20 protein-coding genes are annotated in these 20,302 nt (G+C 70.9%); 16 read left to right on the top strand and 4 right to left on the bottom strand.

The features are described 5' to 3' along the window. Nucleotides 1-1,602: hypothetical protein (locus tag ABT367_RS28805; RefSeq protein ID WP_352256208.1), on the top strand; the 1,602-nt coding region annotated here is incomplete at its 5' end. Further along, the gene (gene mycP, locus ABT367_RS28810) at nucleotides 1,599-2,744 is read left to right on the top strand and encodes a type VII secretion-associated serine protease mycosin (protein WP_352256209.1); all 1,146 of its coding nucleotides are present in this window, start codon (nucleotides 1,599-1,601) and stop codon (nucleotides 2,742-2,744) included. The genes ABT367_RS28805 and mycP, both read left to right, overlap by 4 nt. Nucleotides 2,745-2,753: 9 nt before the next feature. Here mycP and ABT367_RS28815 read toward each other — a convergent pair whose 3' ends face one another. After that, nucleotides 2,754-3,617 (bottom strand): serine hydrolase, encoded by an 864-nt coding sequence (locus ABT367_RS28815; protein ID WP_352256210.1) that lies wholly within the window; start codon nucleotides 3,615-3,617, stop codon nucleotides 2,754-2,756. Between the two features lie 96 nt (nucleotides 3,618-3,713). Here ABT367_RS28815 and ABT367_RS28820 point away from each other — a divergent pair, with 96 nt between their 5' ends. The 12 genes from ABT367_RS28820 (at nucleotide 3,714) to ABT367_RS28875 (ending at nucleotide 16,540) form a co-directional block, all read left to right on the top strand. Beyond that, nucleotides 3,714-4,454: an SseB family protein gene (locus ABT367_RS28820; protein WP_352256211.1), complete on the top strand. Its 741-nt coding sequence runs from the start codon at nucleotides 3,714-3,716 to the stop codon at nucleotides 4,452-4,454. An 86-nt stretch (nucleotides 4,455-4,540) separates the two neighbouring features. Continuing rightward, nucleotides 4,541-4,903, top strand: coding sequence for a DUF1844 domain-containing protein (locus tag ABT367_RS28825; RefSeq protein WP_093608610.1), 363 nt, complete (start codon nucleotides 4,541-4,543; stop codon nucleotides 4,901-4,903). A gap of 299 nt (nucleotides 4,904-5,202) precedes the next feature. After that, nucleotides 5,203-5,907, top strand: coding sequence for a translation initiation factor IF-3 (gene infC, locus ABT367_RS28830; protein WP_352256212.1), 705 nt, complete (start codon nucleotides 5,203-5,205; stop codon nucleotides 5,905-5,907). Between the two features lie 100 nt (nucleotides 5,908-6,007). Beyond that, nucleotides 6,008-6,202 (top strand): 50S ribosomal protein L35, encoded by a 195-nt coding sequence (rpmI, locus tag ABT367_RS28835; protein WP_003947156.1) that lies wholly within the window; start codon nucleotides 6,008-6,010, stop codon nucleotides 6,200-6,202. Between the two features lie 123 nt (nucleotides 6,203-6,325). After that, nucleotides 6,326-6,712 carry a 50S ribosomal protein L20 gene (gene rplT / locus ABT367_RS28840; RefSeq protein ID WP_006350245.1) on the top strand — a complete coding sequence of 129 codons (387 nt, stop codon included), beginning with the start codon at nucleotides 6,326-6,328 and terminating at the stop codon, nucleotides 6,710-6,712. Between the two features lie 209 nt (nucleotides 6,713-6,921). Further along, nucleotides 6,922-7,764: a TrmH family RNA methyltransferase gene (locus tag ABT367_RS28845; RefSeq protein WP_352256213.1), complete on the top strand. Its 843-nt coding sequence runs from the start codon at nucleotides 6,922-6,924 to the stop codon at nucleotides 7,762-7,764. Nucleotides 7,765-7,886: 122 nt separating this feature from the next. After that, nucleotides 7,887-9,026, top strand: coding sequence for a sensor histidine kinase (locus tag ABT367_RS28850; protein ID WP_352256214.1), 1,140 nt, complete (start codon nucleotides 7,887-7,889; stop codon nucleotides 9,024-9,026). Nucleotides 9,027-9,160: 134 nt separating this feature from the next. After that, on the top strand, nucleotides 9,161-10,300 hold the full coding sequence (pheS, locus tag ABT367_RS28855) for a phenylalanine--tRNA ligase subunit alpha (protein ID WP_352256215.1): 1,140 nt from the start codon (nucleotides 9,161-9,163) through the stop codon (nucleotides 10,298-10,300). Next, the gene (gene pheT / locus ABT367_RS28860; RefSeq protein WP_352256216.1) at nucleotides 10,300-12,828 is read left to right on the top strand and encodes a phenylalanine--tRNA ligase subunit beta; all 2,529 of its coding nucleotides are present in this window, start codon (nucleotides 10,300-10,302) and stop codon (nucleotides 12,826-12,828) included. Before pheS ends, pheT begins: the two co-directional genes overlap by 1 nt. 240 nt (nucleotides 12,829-13,068) lie before the next feature. Beyond that, nucleotides 13,069-14,157, top strand: a complete 1,089-nt coding sequence (locus ABT367_RS28865; protein WP_352256217.1) for a PP2C family protein-serine/threonine phosphatase — start codon at nucleotides 13,069-13,071, stop codon at nucleotides 14,155-14,157. A 445-nt stretch (nucleotides 14,158-14,602) separates the two neighbouring features. Then, the gene (locus tag ABT367_RS28870; protein WP_165335504.1) at nucleotides 14,603-15,943 is read left to right on the top strand and encodes a transcriptional regulator; all 1,341 of its coding nucleotides are present in this window, start codon (nucleotides 14,603-14,605) and stop codon (nucleotides 15,941-15,943) included. 66 nt (nucleotides 15,944-16,009) lie between these two features. Next, nucleotides 16,010-16,540, top strand: a complete 531-nt coding sequence (locus tag ABT367_RS28875; protein WP_187815977.1) for an NUDIX hydrolase — start codon at nucleotides 16,010-16,012, stop codon at nucleotides 16,538-16,540. A gap of 24 nt (nucleotides 16,541-16,564) precedes the next feature. On the opposite strand, the gene ABT367_RS28880 is transcribed toward ABT367_RS28875, so the two are convergent. Continuing rightward, on the bottom strand, nucleotides 16,565-16,822 hold the full coding sequence (locus ABT367_RS28880; RefSeq protein ID WP_165335506.1) for a hypothetical protein: 258 nt from the start codon (nucleotides 16,820-16,822) through the stop codon (nucleotides 16,565-16,567). A 335-nt stretch (nucleotides 16,823-17,157) separates the two neighbouring features. Between ABT367_RS28880 and ABT367_RS28885 the strand changes: the two genes are divergently transcribed. Beyond that, complete coding sequence (locus ABT367_RS28885) at nucleotides 17,158-17,598, top strand: GNAT family N-acetyltransferase (RefSeq protein ID WP_352256218.1); 441 nt, start codon at nucleotides 17,158-17,160, stop codon at nucleotides 17,596-17,598. A gap of 76 nt (nucleotides 17,599-17,674) precedes the next feature. Here the strand turns inward: ABT367_RS28885 and ABT367_RS28890 are convergent, their stop codons facing one another. Beyond that, nucleotides 17,675-18,553, bottom strand: coding sequence for a 3-hydroxybutyryl-CoA dehydrogenase (locus ABT367_RS28890; protein ID WP_352256219.1), 879 nt, complete (start codon nucleotides 18,551-18,553; stop codon nucleotides 17,675-17,677). Nucleotides 18,554-18,753: 200 nt separating this feature from the next. On the opposite strand from ABT367_RS28890, the gene ABT367_RS28895 reads away from it, so the two are divergent. Beyond that, a complete protein-coding gene (locus tag ABT367_RS28895) occupies nucleotides 18,754-19,977 on the top strand; it encodes a glycoside hydrolase family 10 protein (protein WP_352256220.1) in 1,224 nt (407 codons plus the stop codon). Between the two features lie 8 nt (nucleotides 19,978-19,985). Here ABT367_RS28895 and ABT367_RS28900 read toward each other — a convergent pair whose 3' ends face one another. Further along, nucleotides 19,986-20,177 carry a DUF1918 domain-containing protein gene (locus tag ABT367_RS28900; RefSeq protein WP_352256221.1) on the bottom strand — a complete coding sequence of 64 codons (192 nt, stop codon included), beginning with the start codon at nucleotides 20,175-20,177 and terminating at the stop codon, nucleotides 19,986-19,988. Nucleotides 20,178-20,302: the final 125 nt, after the last annotated feature.

Raw genomic sequence — 20,302 nt, forward strand, 5'->3', positions numbered from 1 at the left:
GAGAGCGCCCAGTCCGGTGGGCTGCCGACCGGACCGCTGCTCGCCGATGCGGTCGCCGCCGGGCGTGCGTCGCGGGCCCGCCGTGCGAGCTCCGGTGAAGAGCTCCCGGGGCGCACTGGGTCACACCCCGAGCGTTCCGACGGCGACGGCGCCCCCGCCCCCGTACCGCCGATGCCCCCGGTGCCGCCACGGCCCGCGGGCGCACCGTCGGTCGGATGCGATGCGGACGCCGAGCGGTCCGACGCGGGCCTTCGCCCGGCGAGTTCGCCTTCCCGTACGCAATCATCCGCCGCCACCGTGAGCCGTACCGAGGGCGACCGTGCCCCTTCCGCCGGCCCTGGCGCGGAGCGAAGCCGGGACGCCTTCACCGCACCCGGCGCCGACCTGAACCCGGATACCCTCGGCGCCGGGTCGAGCCGGGACGCTCTGGCAGGACCTGGCACCGAGCCGAACCGGGACGCCTTCATCGCACCCCGCACCGAGCCGCCGTCGGACGCCTTTGCCGCTCCCCGTACGCGCCCGGACGCCTTCACCGCACCCCGCACGGACCCGAACCCGGACGCCGCCCCCCGCCCCCGCACCGGACCTGGCCCCGAGACCCCGGCCGAGACCACCACGCGGCTGCGCCCGGTGAGCGCAGGGCCACTGCCGCCGGAGGCTCCGTCCCGGCCGGCCGTCGTGCCCCCGCGCCCCGACTCGCCAGCCCCGCAAGGCCCCCCGGGCCTGCGGCGGAGGCGGCCCGTGGGGTCCGTGGACCTCAGCCCGCGGCCGGGCGCCGGGCGGCCGCTGGTGTTCGAACCGCCCGCCGTCTTCGACGACCACACCACCCGGCTGCGCCCGGTGGGCCGCAGCCGCCCGCGTATCCTCGCCGCGGCCTGCTGCTTCGTGCTCGGCGTCGGGCTCATCACCGGTGCGGTGACCGGGAGTTGGCTGACCGGCGAGTCCGGTGCGGCCGCCGGTGACGCGAGCGTGTTCGCCGCCGCCGCGGACGCCTGGCACAGCGAACCGGTCGACACCCTCTTCCCGCGTACGGTCGAAGGCGAAGGCGCCGGACCCGGTGGCGCGGACCGCCGGTGGACGCGGATCGCCGTCGCCCCCGACAGTGGCTGCGCGAAGGGACTCGACCCGCTGCTGCACAAGGCACTCGAAACGGCCGGCTGCCAGCGCCTCGTGCGCGCCACGTACACGGACGCCACCCACAGCTATGTCACCACCGTGGGCATGGTGTTCACGGAGGCCGATGCCGAGGCGATGAGCGCCCTGCGCACCCGCTTCGCGAAGGAAGGCCTCGCCACCCGCCCCGATCTGCTGCCGCGCACCTATCCCGTCAAGGGCACGATCGCCGCGGAGTTCGGGGACGGGCAGCGGGCCAGCTGGAGCGTGTCGGTGCTGAGCGACGCACCCGTCGTCGTGTTCGCGGTCTCCGGCTTCGCGGACGGCCGTCCGGTCGCGGTCCCCGAACCGGCCGCGAAGGCCATGGCCGAGGGCGCCACCAGCGCGGCCGCCCAGTCCGGTCTCGGCCACGAGGCGAAGGGCCTGGCCGACCGTATCGAGCGTGGCTTGCGCAAGAAGGCCGCCGAGGCCACGGAGGACGGTTCGTGAAGGTTCGCTCCATCGGCGCCCTGCTCCTGGCCGGCGCCCTGGTCCTGCTGCCGACGACCGCGGCACAGGCCGACACGATCCGCGCCCAGCAGTGGGCTCTCGACGCCCTCGACGCCGAGCGGGCATGGGCCACGACCAAGGGCCGGGGCATCACGGTCGCGGTCCTGGACACGGGGGTCGACGGCACGCACCCGGACCTCGAGGACAACGTCCTCCAGGGCAAGGACATGATCGGCTTCGGCGCCCGGCAGGGCGACAAGGCCTGGGCCCGGCACGGCACCAACATGGCCGGCATCATCGCGGGCCACGGGCACGGCCCGGGCCGCGCGGACGGTGTCCTCGGCATCGCCCCGGAAGCCAAGATCCTTCCGGTACGGGTGATCCTCGAGGACGGCGACAAGTCCCGTACGAAAGCCCGCAATACGCGGGGTACGGCCCTCGCCGACGGCATCCGCTGGGCCGCCGACCACGGCGCCGACGTGATCAACATGTCGCTCGGCGACGACAGCGAGTCCGCCCACGCCGACGCCCGTGAGGACGCCGCCGTCCAGTACGCGCTGCGCAAGGGCGCGGTCGTCGTGGCCTCGGCTGGCAACGGCGGCGAGAAGGGCGACCACATCTCGTACCCCGCGGCCTACCCCGGCGTCATCGCCGTCACGGCCGTCGACCGCTACGGGGCCCGCGCCTCGTTCTCGACCCGCCGCTGGTACGCCACGGTCAGCGCCCCCGGCGACGACATCGTGATGGCGGGGCCGGACCGCGAGTACTACAAGGGCTGGGGCACCTCGGCCGCGGCCGCCTTCGCCTCCGGAGCGGTGGCGCTGGTCCGCGCCGCCCATCCGGACCTCGGCCCGGCCCAGATCAAGCGGCTCCTGGAGGACACGGCCGAGGACTCCCCGTCCGGCGGCCGCGACGACTCCTTCGGGTACGGCTTCATCGATCCGGTGGCCGCGATCGCGAAGGGCGCCGAGATCAAGCCCGCGGCGGCACCGGCGTACCCGAAGAAATACTTCGGCCAGGGCCCCTCCAAGCGGGAGCCGGACTCGGGTACATCCAGCTGGCTCGGTCTCGCGGCGGGCACTCTGGGCGCGGGGTTCCTGGTCGTCGCGACGGTGCTCTGGCGCACCAGACGCCGGGCCTGAAGCGCGGGTTCAGCTTCCCGCGCCCCCGGTCACCACTGCGGCGGCCGCCCGCGCCACCCGCTCGACCAGCGCCACCCCGTCCTCCTTGGTCCCATGCCCGTCCGACAGCACGGCGATCAGGTACTCCCGCCCGTCGAGTCTCACGCGGCCGATGCTGTTGATGTCCCAGAGGCCGGTGGTGGAGCGCGGCAGCCAGCCGTTCTTGAGCGCGCTGTCGCCGCCCGCAGCCGAAACCCCCCAGTCCTGCCCCTCGACTATCGCCCCGAGCAACTCCTGTACATACGCCTGCGACGCGGCGGAGACCACACGCGCATCGCCGAACACGGCCTCGAGCAGCACCAGTTGATCCGCGGCGGTGGTCCGTGTCAGCCCCCACCGCCCGTCCGCGCCGGCGCTGGTGCCGGTGAGCCCGAGGCGGGCGTTGGCCGCGTCGAGCCCCTCGGCTCCGCCGATCACGTCCCACAGCGCGCTCGCCGCCGCGTTGTCGCTGCTGGTGATCATGGCGTGCGCCAAGGCCCGCTCCTGCCCGGACAGGGCGCGCCCCTCGTCCTGCGCTTTGAGGAGCAGCGCGAGCAGGATGTCGACCTTCACGATGCTTGCCGTGTCGTACGCCTTCTCGTCCGCGTAGCCGCCCCTGCTGCCGTCGGCCAGACCCTGCACGGCGACGGAGAACCGCGCCTCGCCCGAGAGCGCGACAGATGCCAGCGCATCTTCCAGCAGCGAGTCCATGGAGGGCGGCACGGTCACCTCCTGTACGACAGGGTCCTGGCGGGGCGTCGGCACGGCGGACGCGGGGCCGACGTCGGCCGTCGGAGCGCAGCCGGCCATCACACAGACGAGCAGGGACACGGCGAGGGTACGGGGCACGGGCATGCCGCGAGGCTCGTCCGCCTGCCTGTGCGCAGCGTGAGATCCGCCTCAGAACTCGGTGGGAACACCGGCCGTCGCGGCTCTGTAGGGTCGGGCAACGTGGCGAACAAGAACATCCCCGACCACGGGTACGGGAACGACGACGGCTCCGCCGACCCCCGCCTCAGCGCGGCACTCGCCGCCTGGGCCGCGGAGCGGACACCCGCCAACGAGAGCCTGGTCCTCGAAGCGCTCAAGGAAGCCCGGCTCCTCGTCCCCGTCGTCGCCGTACTCGGCGAGGTGGAGACGGACGAGAACGGGCTCAAGCGCGAGAAGAACAGCGATATGGCCGTGCCCACCCTGAAGGCCGGCGACCGCACCGCGCTGCCCGCCTTCACCTCGACGCACGCCCTCTCCCTGTGGGACCCGGCCGCACGCCCCGTCGCCGTGCCGATGCAGCAGGCGCTGCGCGCGGCCGTGCACGAGAAGGCCGACACGATCGTCCTCGACCTGGCGGGCCCCGTCGCGTACGAACTGCCCCGCCGCGCCCTGTACGCGCTCGCCGAGGGACGTACCTCGACGGACCCGCTGACCGATCCGGCCGTCGCCGAAGCGGTACGGGCAGTGGTCGCCGCCGAGCCGTCGGTGATCCGGGCCCACCTGGGCGCCGCGGGGAACTCCGACGGGACGCTCGCCTTGGTGCTCGACGACGGCAGCGACCCCGCGGCCGTCGCGCAGCGCGTGGCGCGGGCGCTCGCCGCGGAGGAGAACCTGCGGGCCCGTCTGGTCCGCGGGCTCGACCTCGCGCTGCTGCCTGCCGAGGCGACGCCGCCGGGCGAGCCGCTGTATGCGCGCGCTTAGGCCAGCGCTGCACGTGCGGGCCCAGGGGAAGCGGACGCCGCCCCCGACGGTCGGAGCACATCCCGTACGCGCTTAGGCTGAGCACCATGACTGACGCAAGCCCCACCGGACAGACCCCCGACTTCGACACCATGGCCCGCGACATCGCCGAGGTCCCCGCGGTCGAGGTGATCGTCACCGTGGCGGTGAACCTGATGAGCGCCGCCGCCGTGAAGGCGGGCCTGACCGAAGAGGGCGATGCGCACAAGGACCTCGACGAGGCGCGCAAGCTGATCCACGCCCTGGCCGGTCTGCTCGACGCCAGCACGACCGAGATCAGCTCCTTCCACGCGGCCCCGCTGCGCGACGGCCTCAAGTCGCTCCAGCTGGCGTTCCGCGAGGCCTCGCTCGTCCCGGACGAGCCCGGTCAGGGCCCCGGCGAGAAGTACACGGGCCCCGTCTTCGGCTGAGCCGGCCCGCGGCGGCGGCCCTGAACACGGGCCGTTAGCCGCACCCCTGAAGCTCTGCTAACCTTGTGTAACGACCGGCCGGACACTCGCGTGCCCGGCCCACAAGTGGAGGCTCCGATCTCCCACCTGGCCACCCGCAAGGGCGGCGGGTCACCGGTCCGACGGACACCTCGTGTGTATTTCCGTCGCTGATGCGCCCCGCGTACGTCGCGGTGGTGCTCCGGTTTGGAGCCCCGCCTGTGATCGTCCGGGGCATTTTTCATGTGCCGGTGCGGTTAGGTCTCACAACATGACGTTACGTGGCGGTCCGCCAGACCGTCGCGTGGTGCTACCGAGGAGGATCCATCAGCACCGAGCCCCGCATCAACGACCGGATTCGCGTTCCCGAAGTGCGACTTGTCGGTCCCAGCGGCGAGCAGGTCGGGATTGTTCCGCTTGCCAAGGCCCTTGAGCTTGCTCAGGAGTACGACCTCGACCTGGTCGAGGTGGCGGCGAGCGCTCGCCCGCCCGTCTGCAAGCTCATGGACTACGGGAAGTTCAAGTACGAATCGGCCATGAAGGCCCGTGAGGCGCGCAAGAACCAGGCGCACACGGTCATCAAGGAAATGAAGCTCCGGCCGAAGATCGACCCGCACGACTACGACACCAAAAAGGGTCACGTCGTCCGGTTCCTCAAGCAGGGCGACAAGGTCAAGATCACGATCATGTTCCGTGGTCGCGAGCAGTCCCGGCCGGAGCTCGGCTACCGACTGCTGCAGCGTCTCGCGGAGGACGTCCAGGACCTCGGCTTCATCGAGTCGAATCCGAAGCAGGACGGCCGAAACATGATCATGGTTCTCGGTCCGCACAAGAAGAAGACCGAAGCCATGGCCGAGGCCCGCGAGGCCCAGGCCGCGCGCAAGGCGGACGCTCCGGCGACCACCACGCGTCGTGACCGCGCCACGGACGAGGAGCCCACGGAGGCCCCTGTCGAGGAGCCCACCGAGGCTTCCGCCGAGGCCTGATCCGGGGCGCGAGCCCAGGATCGCCAACCGATACAACTGACGCTCCCGCCTGCCGGTTTCATCACCGGGGGAGCGCCACTGACGAGGAGAGAACGGCGCTATGCCGAAGAACAAGTCGCACAGCGGTGCCAGCAAGCGCTTCAAGATCACCGGCTCCGGCAAGGTGCTCCGTGAGCGCGCCGGCAAGCGCCACCTGCTCGAGCACAAGTCGTCGCGCCTGACGCGCCGCCTCACCGGCAACGCCGAGATGGCCCCGGGCGACGCCAAGAAGATCAAGAAGCTTCTCGGCAAGTGACGTCGCGGCCCCCGCTGTGACATCTGCGGCTCTGCCGCGGGCGGGGGCCGGACGCCTGGACCGGGACCTATTCGAACTTGGGCCGTGTGAACACAACCACGGCCCCGCTACAAGGAGTTAAAAGTGGCACGCGTCAAGCGCGCGGTAAACGCGCACAAGAAGCGTCGGGCGATCCTCGAGCAGGCCAGCGGCTACCGCGGACAGCGTTCGCGTCTGTACCGCAAGGCCAAGGAGCAGGTCACCCACTCGCTGGTCTACAACTACAACGACCGCAAGAAGCGCAAGGGCGACTTCCGTCAGCTGTGGATCCAGCGCATCAACGCTGCGGCCCGCCAGAACGGCATGACGTACAACCGCCTCATCCAGGGTCTGAAGGCCGCGAACATCGAGGTCGACCGCAAGATCCTGGCGGAGCTTGCCGTCAACGACGCCAACGCGTTCGCCGCGCTGGTCGAGGTTGCGCAGAAGGCGCTCCCCGCCGACGTCAACGCCCCGAAGGCCGCCGCCTGAGGCGTCGCCGTCTGAGTGTTGTTCTCGGACCCGTGGACCGTTTCGGTCTGCGGGTCCGAGTGCGTTCGGATGCGTGTCTGCCCCGCTTCGTCGTTTGCCGTCTGCGGGTTCGTCGTGGCTGGGCGCGCAGTTCCCCGCGCCCCTGGGTCGGCGCTTCGCGCCTTCCCCTGCGCAGTTCCCCGCACCCCTAGATCACTAAGGTATGAGTCATGGTTGCCGGTCCTGAGCTGATCTCTCCCAAGTCCTCCCGCGTAGCCGCCGCCCGGCGGCTCGGGAAGCGGAATTTCCGGACCAAGGAGCGGCTGTTTCTCGCCGAGGGGCCGCAGGCCGTGCGGGAAGCGGCGGGGCACAGCAGTGCCGGTGAGGCCACGCTCGTCGAGCTGTTCGCGACCGTCGAGGCAGCCGAGCGGTACGCCGGCATCATCGACGCCGCGCACAAGGCCGGCGCCCGGGTACAGCTCGCCGACGAGACCGTGATCGCGGACATCTCCACCACCGTCACGCCCCAGGGACTCGTCGGGGTCTGCCGCTTCCTGGACACGCCTTTCGAGCAGATCCTGGCCGCGCAGCCGCGGCTCGTCGCCGTACTGGCGCATGTGCGTGACCCCGGGAACGCCGGCACCGTGCTGCGCTGCGCGGATGCGGCGGGTGCGGATGCCGTCGTCCTGACCGACGCGTCCGTCGATCTGTACAACCCCAAGTCCGTACGGGCGTCGGTCGGTTCGCACTTCCATCTGCCCGTCGCCGTCGGTGTCCCGGTCGAGCAGGCCGTGCAGGGGCTCAAGGACGCGGGCGTACGGATCGTCGCGGCCGACGGCGCGGGCGAGGACGATCTCGACGACGAACTCGACAAGGGCACCATGGGCGGGCCCACCGCCTGGATCTTCGGCAACGAGGCCTGGGGCCTGCCGGAGGAGACCCGCGCACTCGCGGACGCGGTGGTGCGCGTGCCCATCCACGGCAAGGCCGAGAGCCTCAATCTCGCCACAGCGGCCGCCGTCTGCCTCTACGCCTCCGCGCGCGCCCAGCGCAGGAACGCGCCCCGGCCCTGAGCCCTTCCTCCCCGAAGTTCTCACCTTCACCGGTACACGGGGCACCCCCACCGTCACCCTCAGCTAGTAGTGTGGCGGGCTCGGGGGCCCACTGATGACGAGTCGAGAGGTGGGATACGGGGATGAGTGTCGGCACCAGGAGACAGGCCGGAGCGCACCGCTCCGTGCCGCGCCCTGCCGCGCCCCGTATCGACACCCCGCCGGGTGAACTGGGCCTGGATCCAGACGACTTGCCCGACGGTCTGGTCGTCGCCGACGAGAAGGGCCGGGTCGTCTGCTTCAACGCGGCGGCCGCGCGGATCACCGCCGTACGCCCCGAGGACGCCCTCGGGCATCCGGTCGAGGAGGCCCTGCCGCTCGAGGACCTCGAAGGCCGGCGCTGGTGGCAGCTGACCGATCCCTACGGCGGGCTCGCGATCCGCACCGGCCAGCCCGAACGCAATCTGCTGCTGCCCGGCGGCCGTGAGGTGCTCGTCTCCGCGCGCTATGTGCGGACGCGGCCCACCGGGCCCCTGCACCGGCTCGTGGTGAGCCTGCGGGACACCGAGGCCCGGCGGCGTACCGAACGAAGCCATGCCGAGCTCATCGCGACCGTCGCCCACGAGCTGCGCTCGCCGCTGACCTCGGTCAAAGGGTTCACGGCGACGCTGCTCGCCAAGTGGGAGCGGTTCACCGACGACCAGAAGAAGCTGATGCTGGAGACCGTCGACGCCGACGCGAACCGGGTCACGCGGCTGATCGCGGAGCTGCTCGATATCTCGCGGATCGATTCGGGCCGTCTCGAGCTCAGGCGGCAGCCCGTCGACATCGCCGCCGCCGTCGGGCGGCACATCCAGTCACACATCGCCGCGGGCCAGGCGCCGGACCGTTTCCTCGTACGGCTGCAGCAGCCGCTGCCCGACCTGTGGGCCGACCCCGACAAGATCGACCAGGTGCTCTCCAACCTCCTGGAAAACGCCGTGCGCCACGGTGAGGGCACTGTCACCATTGACGTGGCACCGCTGCCCAAAGAGCACAGCCCCCTGGAAGGAACCGCAGTCACCGTGAGCGACGAAGGCCCCGGCATCCCCGAGGAGTCGATGGGCCGTGTCTTCACCCGCTTCTGGCGGGGAAGCAAGCGCGGTGGCACCGGCCTGGGCCTCTACATCGTCAAGGGCATCGTCGAGGCGCACGGCGGGTCGATCACCGTCGGCCGCGGACCCTCCGGTGGCGCCGAGTTCCGATTTACGTTGCCCGTGGGCACTCCGGGCTATCTGCTCTAGGACCTCCGGCCCCCACGGGCGCATTCAGCCACCCTGGCACCCCGTTAGACTCGACCCTTGGCGCATTTGTGTCTGCGTGGTCGCGGCCTGCGGTCCAGGAGACCCCAGCCAGCCAATCGGAAGCACGGGAAGAGATGTCGGCACCGAATAAGTCGTACGACCCTGTTGAGGTCGAAGCCTTGAAACCGGAAGAGATCGAGCGCATGCGGGACGAGGCGCTCGCCGCCTTCGCCGCCGCGGGTGACCTCGACGCGCTGCAGGCCGCCAAGGTCGCGCACACCGGCGGCACCTCGCCGCTCGCTCTCGCCAACCGCGAGATCGGTGCGCTGCCCCCGCAGGCCAAGGCGGACGCCGGCAAGCGCATCGGCCAGGCCCGTGGCGCGGTCAGCAAGGCGCTCGCCGCCCGCCAGAGCGAGCTCGAGGCCGAGCGCGACGCCCGCGTACTCGTCGAGGAGGCCGTGGATGTCACGCTGCCCTACGACCGCGTACCGGCCGGCGCCCGGCACCCGCTGACCACGATGATGGAGCGGGTCGCGGACGTCTTCGTATCGATGGGATACGAGATCGCCGAGGGCCCCGAGGTCGAGGCGGAGTGGTTCAACTTCGACGCGCTCAACTTCGTGCCGGACCACCCCGCACGCCAGACCCAGGACACCTTCTTCGTCCAGGGCACGCGCGAGGACGGCAAGCCGACCGTCGACGACGAGTCCGGCATCGTCCTGCGCACCCACACCTCGCCGGTGCAGGCGCGCGCGCTGCTCAGCCGTGAGCTGCCGGTCTACATCGTGTGCCCCGGCCGCGTGTACCGGACCGACGAGCTGGACGCGACGCACACCCCGGTCTTCCACCAGATCGAGCTGCTCGCGATCGACGAGGGTCTGACGATGTCGGACCTCAAGGGCACGCTCGACCACATGGTCCAGGCGCTCTTCGGCGCCGACATGAAGACGCGTCTGCGCCCGAACTACTTCCCGTTCACCGAGCCGTCCGCCGAGATGGACATGCTCTGCTACGTGTGCCGCGGCGAGTCGGTCGGCAACGCCGACAAGCCCTGCCGCACCTGCTCCAGCGAGGGCTGGATCGAGCTCGGCGGCTGCGGCATGGTCAACCCGCGCGTGCTGACCGCCTGCGGTGTGGACCCCGAGAAGTACAGCGGATTCGCCTTCGGGTTCGGCATCGAGCGGATGCTGATGTTCCGCCACAACGTCGAAGACATGCGAGACATGGTCGAGGGTGACGTCCGGTTCACCCGGCCGTTCGGGATGGAGATCTGATGCGGGTCCCGCTTTCTTGGCTGCGGGAGTACGTCGACCTGCCGGCGGACGCCACCGGCCGTGACGTACAGGAGAAGCTGATCGGGGTCGGCCTCGAGGTCGAGACCGTCGAGCAGCTGGGCGCGGGCCTGACCGGTCCGCTCGTCGTCGGTAAGGTCCTCACCATCGAGGAGCTGACCGAGTTCAAGAAGCCCATCCGCTTCTGCACCGTCGACGTCGGCCAGGCCAACGGCACCGGCGCGCCCCAGGAGATCATCTGCGGCGCCCGTAACTTCGCCGAGGGCGACAAGGTCGTCGTGGCCCTGCCCGGCGCCGTGCTCCCCGGTGACTTCCGGATCGCCGAGCGCAAGACGTACGGCAAGGTCTCGCGCGGCATGATCTGCTCCAGCGACGAGCTGGACATGGGCGACGACGGCACCAAGGGCATCATCGTCCTGCCGCCCGAGCACGAGGTCGGCACGGATGCCACCAAGCTGCTCGAGCTGTACGACGAGGTCCTGGACATCGCCGTCACGCCGGACCGCGGTTACTGCCTGTCCATGCGCGGCGTGGCCCGCGAGGCCGCCACCGCGTACGGTCTGCCGCTGCGCGACCCGGCGCTGCTCGACGTCCCGGCGCCGAACTCGTTCGGCCACCCCGTGAAGATCTCCGACCCGCGTGGCTGCGACCGCTTCACCGCGCGCACGGTCGTCGGGCTGCAGCCCGAGGCACGCTCCCCGATCTGGCTGCAGCGCCGGCTGCAGAAGGCCGGGATGCGTCCGATCTCGCTCGCGGTCGACGTCACCAACTACGTGATGCTGGAGCTCGGTCAGCCCCTGCACGCGTACGACCGTTCCTCGATCGAGGGCCCGATCGGCGTACGCCGTGCCGAGGCCGGCGAGAAGTTCACGACCCTCGACGGTGTCGAGCGCGTCCTGGACGCCGAGGACCTGGTGATCACCGACAACCGCGGCCCCATCGGTCTCGCGGGTGTCATGGGCGGCGCCAACACCGAGATCGCCGACCCCGAGGTCGACCCCGAGACGGGCCTGGCCCAGGGCACCACCGAGGTGGTCATCGAGGCCGCGCACTTCGACCAGCTGTCGATCGCGCGCACCGCACGCCGGCACAAGCTGTCGTCCGAGGCGTCCAAGCGCTTCGAGCGCGGTGTCGACCCGAAGGCCGCGTCCGCCGCGGCCCAGCGGACCGTCGACCTGCTCGTGCTGCTCGCGGGCGGCACCGCGGAGGCCGGGGTCACCGAGGTGATCGCGCCGTTCGCGCCGCACACCATCACCATCCCGGCGAACCACCCGGACAAGGTGGCGGGTGTCGACTACGGCCGCGAGACCGTCGTACGGCGGCTGCAGGAAGTCGGCTGCGATGTGTACGGGCAGGACGAGCTCGTCGTCACCGTGCCGTCCTGGCGGCCCGACCTGACCGACCCGAACGACCTGGCCGAAGAGGTCATCCGGCTCGAGGGCTACGAGAACCTGCCCTCGACGCTGCCCAAGCCCCCCGCGGGACTTGGCCTGACCGACCGCCAGCGGCTGCACCGCCGCGTCGGCCGCGCCCTTGCCGGGGCCGGTTTCGTCGAGGCGCTGAACTACCCGTTCATCGGCGCGCAGGTCTTCGACCAGCTGCAGCTCGACAAGGACGACCCGGCCCGCCGCGTCGTCAAGCTGGTCAACCCGCTCTCGGACGAGGAGCCCGCTCTTCGTACGACGCTGCTGCCCGGACTGCTCCAGGCGCTGCGCCGCAACGACGGCCGGGGCAGCCACGACCTCGCGCTCTTCGAGACGGGTCTGGTCTTCCACCCTGCCGACGGCGTCGGTACCGCCGTGCGTCTCCCGGTCGACCGCCGTCCCACCGACGAGGAGCTCGCCGGGATCGACGCGGTGCTGCCCGTCCAGCCGCGGCACGTCGCGGTCGTCCTCGCGGGCGCCCGTGAGCAGGCCGGCTGGTGGGGCAAGGGCCGTCCGGCGGACTGGGCCGACGCCGTCGAGGCCGCGCGCGGCGTAGCCGCCGAGGCCGGTGTCGACCTGCTCGTGGACCAGGGCCAGTACGGTCCCTGGCACCCGGGCCGGTGCGCCGAGCTGTCCGTCGTCATCGACGGGGTGAAGACCCTCGCCGGTCACGCGGGCGAGCTGCACCCGCGCGTGGTCAAGGCGCTCGGCCTGCCCGCGCGCACCTGCGCGATGGAGCTCAACCTCGACCTCGTCGAGCAGGCCGTGGACGGCACGCTGCAGGCGCCGCGTATCTCCACCTTCCCGGTGGCCACGCAGGACGTCGCGCTCGTCGTCGGCAGCGAGGTGCCGGCCGCCGCGGTCGAGCACTTCCTGCGCCTGGGCGCGGGTGAACTCCTCGAGGACATCCGGCTGTTCGACGTCTACACCGGCGACCAGGTCGGCGAGGGCAAGAAGTCGCTCGCGTACGCGCTGCGCTTCCGCGCCCCGGACCGCACCCTGACCGTCGACGAGGCGTCGGCCGCCCGTGATGCCGCGGTGGCCAAGGCCGCCGAGATCACGGGGGCGGTGCTGCGCGGCGCGTGAGGCCGCGGCGGGGGCTCGCGTTCCCGTAGAGCCGAGGCTCAAAACGCCTGGTGAGGGGCGCACTTGGGACACCAAGTGCGCCCCTCACTCATTCGAGTGAGAAGAACGGACTCCCTGGCCCGATCGGGCCACCCCATGGACAGAATCGATCCGGCCGTACGCCGAGCAGTCGCTGCTCCGGTGCACGCGCTGTCTCGGGGCTGGCCCCTGCTCGACAGGGCCTTAGGGAGGCCGTCGGCGATGATCCGTATCAAGTCCAGGGCACCCGTCGTACCGGGGTCCGGACACCGCACGTCACGGGCGGAGTCATCCCCGATCCGGCGCGTGGTCACTCTTGCGCTGCCGACGCTGTGGGGCGGCGTCGCCATCCTCTACAAGCTCACCTGCCCGCTCGCCCAGCAGGACGGGCTCACCGCGCGGATCGCCACCAGCGCGGTGTTCTTCGCCGTGGGCACCGGTTTGATACTCGGCGTACGCAGGGCCCTCCTGCAGGAGCTGGCCCAGATCCGCGAGGTCGCCGGCGCCGCCCAGCGGGTGCTGCTGCGCCCGCTGCCGCCTCGTCTGGACGGTCTGGCGATCGCCGCGGGGCAGCTCTCCGCCCACCGGGCCGCGACGGTCGGCGGCGACCTCTACGAAGCCGTCGCCACCGACCACGGCGTACGGGTCGTCATGGGCGATGTGCGCGGGCACGGCCTCGCCGCCATCGGCACCGTCGCCGCACTGCTCGGCAGCTTCCGCGAGGCCGCGCACGACGAGGCCGAACTCCCGGCCGTGCTGCGCAGGCTGGAGCGCGCGATGGGGCGGCATCTGCGCGAGCGCGCACGGACCGAGCATCCCTCGGCCTGTACCGGCGAACCCGAGACCCCGCTCTCCGAGGAGTTCGTCACCGTCCTGCTTCTCGAGATCCGTCTCGACGGCTCGGTGTACGCGCTCAACTGCGGCCACCCCTGGCCCTACCGGCTCGGTCTGCAGGTCGAGCGCATCGCGGGCGGTGAACCCCTGCCGCCGCTCGGGCCCTTCCCGCTCCCCGCCGAACTGCCCGTCCTGCACTGCGGATGGCTGCGCGCCGGCGAGACGCTGCTCCTTCACACCGACGGTGTGGAGGACGCACGGGACGCGGCCGGCGAGTTCTTCCCGCTGGCCACCGTGCTCGCCGGCAACCGCAGTGCGCCCGGCGAGGTCATCAACACCGTGTGCGACGCGCTGCTGCGGCACACGGGCGGCAGGCTCGCCGACGACATGGCGCTCCTCGTGCTGCGCAACGAGCGGCGCAAGGTACCGCAGCAGCCGGGCGAACCGGTGGTGCGCGGGGCACGGACGGCCACTTGACCCACGGGCTGCCACCCGCAGTCACCGGGCCACGGGCTGCCACCCGCGGCTCCTCGGCCGTGCGTATCGGTGCGGCTGTCCTCGCGCTCTCGACCGCTCGAGCAAGGAGGACACCGATCCGCCGTCGCGCGAACCACTCCCGTACGAGGGAGGGTTGGACCACCGGCCCGGCCGGCGCCGCCCACCTCGCCGCGGAGAGTTCGGCAGGCGGACGAGGTGAGCGGCGCGGTATGGGCCGCCGCACTGTACGAGGGGGAGCCGGCGGCCCGGCCGCCTCTGGCGAGGCCAGAAGGTGTCCGGTCCAGGGGGTCCGGACGCATATATCCAACCGGCCGCCGCCCCCGGTACGGCAGAGTGCACGCCCGGTCACTGTGGGCACTTGTTTCGCACCCCGTGTGAAAGCCGCTCGACTACTCTGGGCGGCACCGAGCCACCGGAGGGCCTGATGCAGCCCAACACCCTGCTCGACGCGATACTCGACGAGGCCGGAATCTCCCATGCGGGCCTCGCCGCCCATGTGAACCAGGCCGGCAAAGCCCGAGGTCTCGCGCTGAGGTACGAACACACCGCCGTGGCCCGCTGGTTGAAGGGCCAGCGGCCGCGCGGCCAGGTGCCCGACCTGATCTGCGAAGTGCTCGCGGCCCGGCTGCAGCGCCCGGTGACGCTCGACGACATCGGTCTGGGGGTGCCCGGGCAGCAGGCGAGTGTGGCCGCGACCTCGCTGTCCGGGTTCGTGGAACGGGCCACCGCCTTATGGCGGTCCGACATGCAGCAGCGCCCGCATGTGCTCGGCGCGGCCGCGGTCACCGGCACTCCCGCCGTGATGCCGGTCTGGGAGTGGGAGAACCCGCCGGAGGACGTCGATGTCTCGCGCGGCGGACGCCATCAGGTCAGCAAGTCCGATATCGCGATGCTGAGTTCGGCCCGAGCGCACTACGAGCAGATGTACCGCAAGACGGGAGGGGTCGCGACCCGCGCACGCATCGTGGGCTTCCTCAACGCCGAGGCCGCCCCGCTGCTTCGCGGCAGCTATACGGATGCGACCGGGCGTCAACTGCACAGAGCCACCGGCGGATTGGTGGCGATCGCCGGTATCTGTGCGTACGACTCCGACGCCCACGGTCTGGCGCAGCGCTACTTCCACCAGGCGCTCCGGCTCGCGAAGGCGAGCGGGGACAGGGGACTTGGTGCGTATGTGATAGCGCTCCTTGTCAACCAGTCGCTGTTCATCTGCGAATACCGGCAGGCCGTCGCGTTCGCGGAGGCCGCCCTGAGAGCCGCCGGGCGGCACATCACGCCCGCGCTCGCCGCCGATCTCTACGCCATGCAGGCCAAGGCGTATGCCCATCTCGGGGACGGCAGCAGCGCGTTGTTCTGCATCCGGCGGGCGGAATCGGCCGCCGACCGGATCCATCCGGGCCATGAACCCGCCGAGACCGGCTATGTGCAGCCGGGCCTGGTGAACGTACAGGTGGCGGAGGCCCTGCTCAGTCTCGGTGATCTCGCGGCGGCCCGGATGCACTCGGCCGCGGCCGTGGACACCCCGGCCCATGACCGGGGGCGGGTGCACCGCCTCGCGGTGCTCAGCCAGATCGAGCTGCGGCGCGGTGAGGCGGAGGCGGCGGTCGCCACGGCCGTCGAAATGGCCCGGCAGGCACGGGGGATGGAGTCCCAGCGGCTCCGCGACCGGCTGCGTGCGGTGCGTGAGCATCTCGTACGCAGCGGATGTTCCGGCACCGAAGAAGCTGCCGCACTCATCGACGGGGCGCTGCGCGTACCGCTGTGACCCTGAGGGCCTGCTGCAAGGGTGCGTGCGATATTGCCATCTATCTCGGCGGAAGGTGGCAGAACCGTGCAGTGGACGAACCTATGCGAAAAAACTGTGTACCAAAACCGCTGGTTCCAGGTGAACTTGGCGGATGTGGAGCTGCCCGACGGGAAGCATCTCGATCACTTCCTGATCCGGCTGCGCCCGGTGGCCGTCGCCACCGTGGTCAACGAGGCCAACGAAGTCCTGCTCCTTTGGCGGCACCGTTTCATCACCGACAGCTGGGGCTGGGAACTGGCCGCGGGGGTCGTCGAGGACGGTGAGGACATCGCGGTCGCCGCGGCCCGTGAGCTGGAAGAGGAGACCGGGTGGCGGCCCGGCCCCCTCCAGCATCTGCTCAGTGTGGAACCCTCCAACGGCCTCACCGACGCCCGGCATCACATCTACTGGGCGGACGAGGGGACGTATACGGGCCATCCCGTGGACGACTTCGAGTCGTCGCGACGCGAGTGGGTGCCCCTCAAACTCGTCCCCGACATGGTGGCGCGGGGGGAGGTGCCGGCGGCCAACATGACGGCCGCGCTGCTGATGCTGCACCACCTGCGACTCGGGTGATCTCCAGGGTCCGGTTGATCCCGGTCACCGCCCGAGCGCCTGCCACACGGCCACCACCAAGGCGCCGATCGCGGTCAGCGTCGCAACGGTGGGCAAGGGCCAGCGGTTGTGCTCGAGTGCGGTGATACGGGTGGTGAGATCGTCGAGCTCCTTGGCGCTGTGTTCGTCGCGCTGGGTCAGCAGCGCCAAGTGGCCTTCGATACGGGCGAGTCCCACATCCAGGCTGCGGCGCAACTCTGCGTGTTCTTCCTGGATCACGGGATGCTCGGGGTCGGGGCTCACGGGTCTGCTCCTTCCTGGGTCGTACATGGCTGAAACTTGTCCGTGCGCAGCCATCCCTGTTCTGCGCACGGACAGTAAAGCGGCCTGGTGAGGGGCGCGGGAGCGTGTGCGCGGGGCATATGCGGGGCCTGCTTTCACACCCGTGCGAACGCTTCGGGCCCGGCTTCCGCAGACCCCCTCCCGGCCGGGGGTCAGGGCGTGAATCTGGCCGGAAGGATACGGAGAGTGGCCGAATCGGCGGGGGAGGCAGGGATATGAGGGAGGTCGGGGGTGCCTGCGGTGGGCGGGAGAAATCTGGGTTGACTCAAGATCGGTGGGGCGGCTTGGGTGCAGACATGTCAGACCTGCGTATCGAGAAGCCCGTGCACGATGCCGCACTCGCGGACTGGCGCCGGGTGCACAACACCGTCATCCCCACCCATCCGCTGTCCCTGGCCGACGTGCGGGACCGGGCGGTCCGCCACCATCTGGAAGTGGCCTATACGGGCGAGGAGTTGGCCGGCTGCAGCACCGTCCGCCCGCCGGCCGACGGCTCGCGCACGGCGATCGTGATCGCCCGGATCCTGCCGGCGCACCGGCGGCAGGGGTATGGAACCGAGCTGTACCGGCGAGGGCTCGCGCGGGCGTGGGAGCTGGGCGCGGAGACGGTGGAGACCGTGGTCCTGTCCTCCAACGAGGACGGACTCCGCTTCGCCGAGCGGCTCGGATTCGTGGAGCTCGAGCGCTACACGCTGCCGGGGGAGCCGGTGGAGTGGGTCGATCTGCGCCTCGCCTGACCGCGGAACGCGCGGGGGCCGCTGCCCGTGACGGACAGCGGCCCCCGCGCTTCGTATGAGATCAGTACGTACCGGATCAGTACGTGTAGAACCCCGAGCCCGACTTCCGGCCGAGGCGCCCCGCGTCGACCATCCGCTGGAGCAGCGGGGGAGCGGCGTAGAGGGGCTCCTTGTACTCCTGGTACATGGAGTCCGCGACCGAGTGGACGGTGTCCAGACCGATCAGGTCCGCCAGCTTCAGCGGGCCCATCGGGTGGGCGCAGCCCATCTCCATGCCGTTGTCGATGTCCTCGCGGCTCGCGATGCCCGACTCGAACATCCGGATCGCGGAGAGCAGATACGGGATGAGCAGCGCGTTGACCACGAAGCCCGAGCGGTCCTGGGCGCGGATGGCGTGCTTGCCCAGCACCTTCTCGACCGCGACCTGGGCGCGCGCGAGCGTGCCCTCGGAGGTGGTGAGCGCGGGGATCAGCTCGACGAGCTGCTGCACCGGCGCCGGGTTGAAGAAGTGGATGCCGATGACCTGGTCGGGACGCGAGGTCGCGACGGCGAGTTTCACCAGCGGGATGGAGGAGGTGTTCGAGGCGAGGATCGCGTCGGGGCGGGTCACCACCTGGTCGAGCACCTGGAAGATCTCCGTCTTCACCTGCTCGTTCTCCACCACGGCCTCGATCACGAGGTCACGGTCGGCGAACTCGCCGAGATCCGTGGTGAAGGTCAGGCGCGCCAGTGTGGCGTCCCGCTCCTCCTCGCTGATCTTGCCGCGCTCGGCGGCCTTGGCGAGGGAGTTGTGCAGCCGGGTACGGCCGATCTCCAGCGCCTCGCCGGTGGTCTCGGCGACCATGACCTCCAGGCCGGCGCGGGCGCAGACCTCTGCGATGCCCGCTCCCATCTGGCCGCAGCCGACGACTCCGACGCGCGCGATGTCGCCCGTGCCCAATGCAACGTCTGTCACATCGTCCCTTTCGTGCTCCGGGTCGGCAGGGTCCCGATGGATGTTCGGCGCCTGCCCCGATGTACCGACGTTACTCCGCGTTCACTGGTGCACAGTCGGCCGGGGCGGCATGCTGTGGCACGTCCCACGGGACAACAGGTGCTGTCCGGTGCTTACGGGCATAGCGAACAATTCGATATAAGAGGTGGCATACGTTGCGTATGACGCGCAGGAGTTTCACGGTGGCGGGTGCCGCGGCACTCTTCGGGGCGGGACTCACCGGGGATGCCGTAGCGGCCGATGCGGCGGTCGAAAAGCGCCGCAGGCCCCGCAATACGGCCTTCCGCGGGATGTGGATCGCGAGCGTCGCCAACCGCGACTGGCCCTCGAAGCCCGCACTGCCCGCCGAGACCCAGCGCGCCGAACTGCTCGCGCATCTCGACACCGCGGTACGCCGAAGGCTGAACACCGTGATCCTCCAGGTACGGCCCACGGCGGACGCGTTGTGGCCCTCCGACTACGAACCGTGGTCGGCGTATCTCACCGGAGTCCAGGGCCAGGACCCGGGCTGGGACCCGCTGGGCACCGCAGTCGACGAGGCGCACAAGCGCGGCCTCGAACTGCACGCCTGGTTCAACCCGTACCGCGTCGCGGGCCACGCCGACCCGTCCCGGCTCTCGCCCGACCACCCCGCGCGCAGCAACCCGGACTGGCTCGTCACGTACGGCGGGAAGCTCTACTACAACCCGGGGCTGCCCGAGGTCCGCGAGTTCGTGATGCGGGCGATGCTCGATGCCGTACGCAAATACCCCATCGACGCCGTCCACTGGGACGACTACTTCTATCCGTATCCGGTCGCGGGCCAGGTCTTCGACGACGACGCGGCCTATGAGCGCTACGGCGCGGGCTTCGCGGACCGTGCGGCCTGGCGCCGGGACAACACCGATCAACTGGTACGCGGGATGGCCGCCGCGATCCCGAAGGTGCGCAAGGGTGTGCAGTTCGGCATCAGCCCGTTCGGGGTGTGGCGCAACAAGGCGACGGATCCACTGGGTTCGGACACCACCGCGGGCGTGCAGACCTACGATGACCTGCACGCCGATGTCCGCAAGTGGATCAAGCGCGACTGGATCGACTACGTCGTGCCCCAGTTGTACTGGAACATGGGCTTCGCACCCGCCGACTACGCCAAGCTCGTGCCGTGGTGGGCCGATACGGTCGCGGGCACGGATGTCGATCTGTATCTCGGCGAGGCGCTCTACAAGGCGGGCGATCCCGTGCAGCCGGCACCCTGGCAGGACCCCGCCGAGCTGTCCCGGCATCTGTCGTACGCCGGCAGGTACCGGCAGGTGCGCGGGCATGTGTACTTCGCGGCGCGTGAGGTGGCGGCCGATCCGATCGGGGCGATGGCGCGGGTCGTGGCCGACCACTACACGCTGCGCTGAGAGGTGTGTCAGTCGCGGGTCCTGTGCCGTACGACGGTGTCAGGGCCCGGCGACATCAGGGTCTCGTGACCGTCCTCGAAGCGGACCCTGAACGGGGGAGTGCCGTCCGGGCCGAGCACCTCGATGACCTCCGCGACCCGGTCCTGCTGCCCGACGACCCTGCCGTGCACCAGCAGCATGTCGCCCACACTTGCGTGCATCGGGAGTGACCTCCTTGGCCTGCCAGGGAGTTGCGATCCGTGGCGGCAAGTGTACGGCGGGTGGCGGCAGTTGGGACCCGGTGCGGATCGGCCGGAGTCCCTTTGCGGGCCGGCCGGAGTCCCTT

The sequence above is a fragment of the Streptomyces mesophilus genome (assembly GCF_040300965.1).
Taxonomy (GTDB): Bacteria; Actinomycetota; Actinomycetes; order Streptomycetales; family Streptomycetaceae; genus Streptomyces; species Streptomyces mesophilus_A.

Coding starts and splice junctions, on each gene's coding strand:
- pheS (WP_352256215.1), top strand. CDS start 9,161: ATGTCGGCACCGAATAAGTCGTACGACCCTGTTGAGGTCGAAGCCTTG.
- ABT367_RS28895 (WP_352256220.1), top strand. CDS start 18,754: ATGACGCGCAGGAGTTTCACGGTGGCGGGTGCCGCGGCACTCTTCGGG.
- ABT367_RS28900 (WP_352256221.1), bottom strand. CDS start 20,177: ATGCACGCAAGTGTGGGCGACATGCTGCTGGTGCACGGCAGGGTCGTC.
- ABT367_RS28815 (WP_352256210.1), bottom strand. CDS start 3,617: ATGCCCGTGCCCCGTACCCTCGCCGTGTCCCTGCTCGTCTGTGTGATG.
- rpmI (WP_003947156.1), top strand. CDS start 6,008: ATGCCGAAGAACAAGTCGCACAGCGGTGCCAGCAAGCGCTTCAAGATC.
- ABT367_RS28870 (WP_165335504.1), top strand. CDS start 14,603: ATGCAGCCCAACACCCTGCTCGACGCGATACTCGACGAGGCCGGAATC.
- ABT367_RS28845 (WP_352256213.1), top strand. CDS start 6,922: ATGGTTGCCGGTCCTGAGCTGATCTCTCCCAAGTCCTCCCGCGTAGCC.
- ABT367_RS28825 (WP_093608610.1), top strand. CDS start 4,541: ATGACTGACGCAAGCCCCACCGGACAGACCCCCGACTTCGACACCATG.
- ABT367_RS28865 (WP_352256217.1), top strand. CDS start 13,069: ATGATCCGTATCAAGTCCAGGGCACCCGTCGTACCGGGGTCCGGACAC.
- ABT367_RS28850 (WP_352256214.1), top strand. CDS start 7,887: ATGAGTGTCGGCACCAGGAGACAGGCCGGAGCGCACCGCTCCGTGCCG.
- ABT367_RS28885 (WP_352256218.1), top strand. CDS start 17,158: ATGTCAGACCTGCGTATCGAGAAGCCCGTGCACGATGCCGCACTCGCG.
- pheT (WP_352256216.1), top strand. CDS start 10,300: ATGCGGGTCCCGCTTTCTTGGCTGCGGGAGTACGTCGACCTGCCGGCG.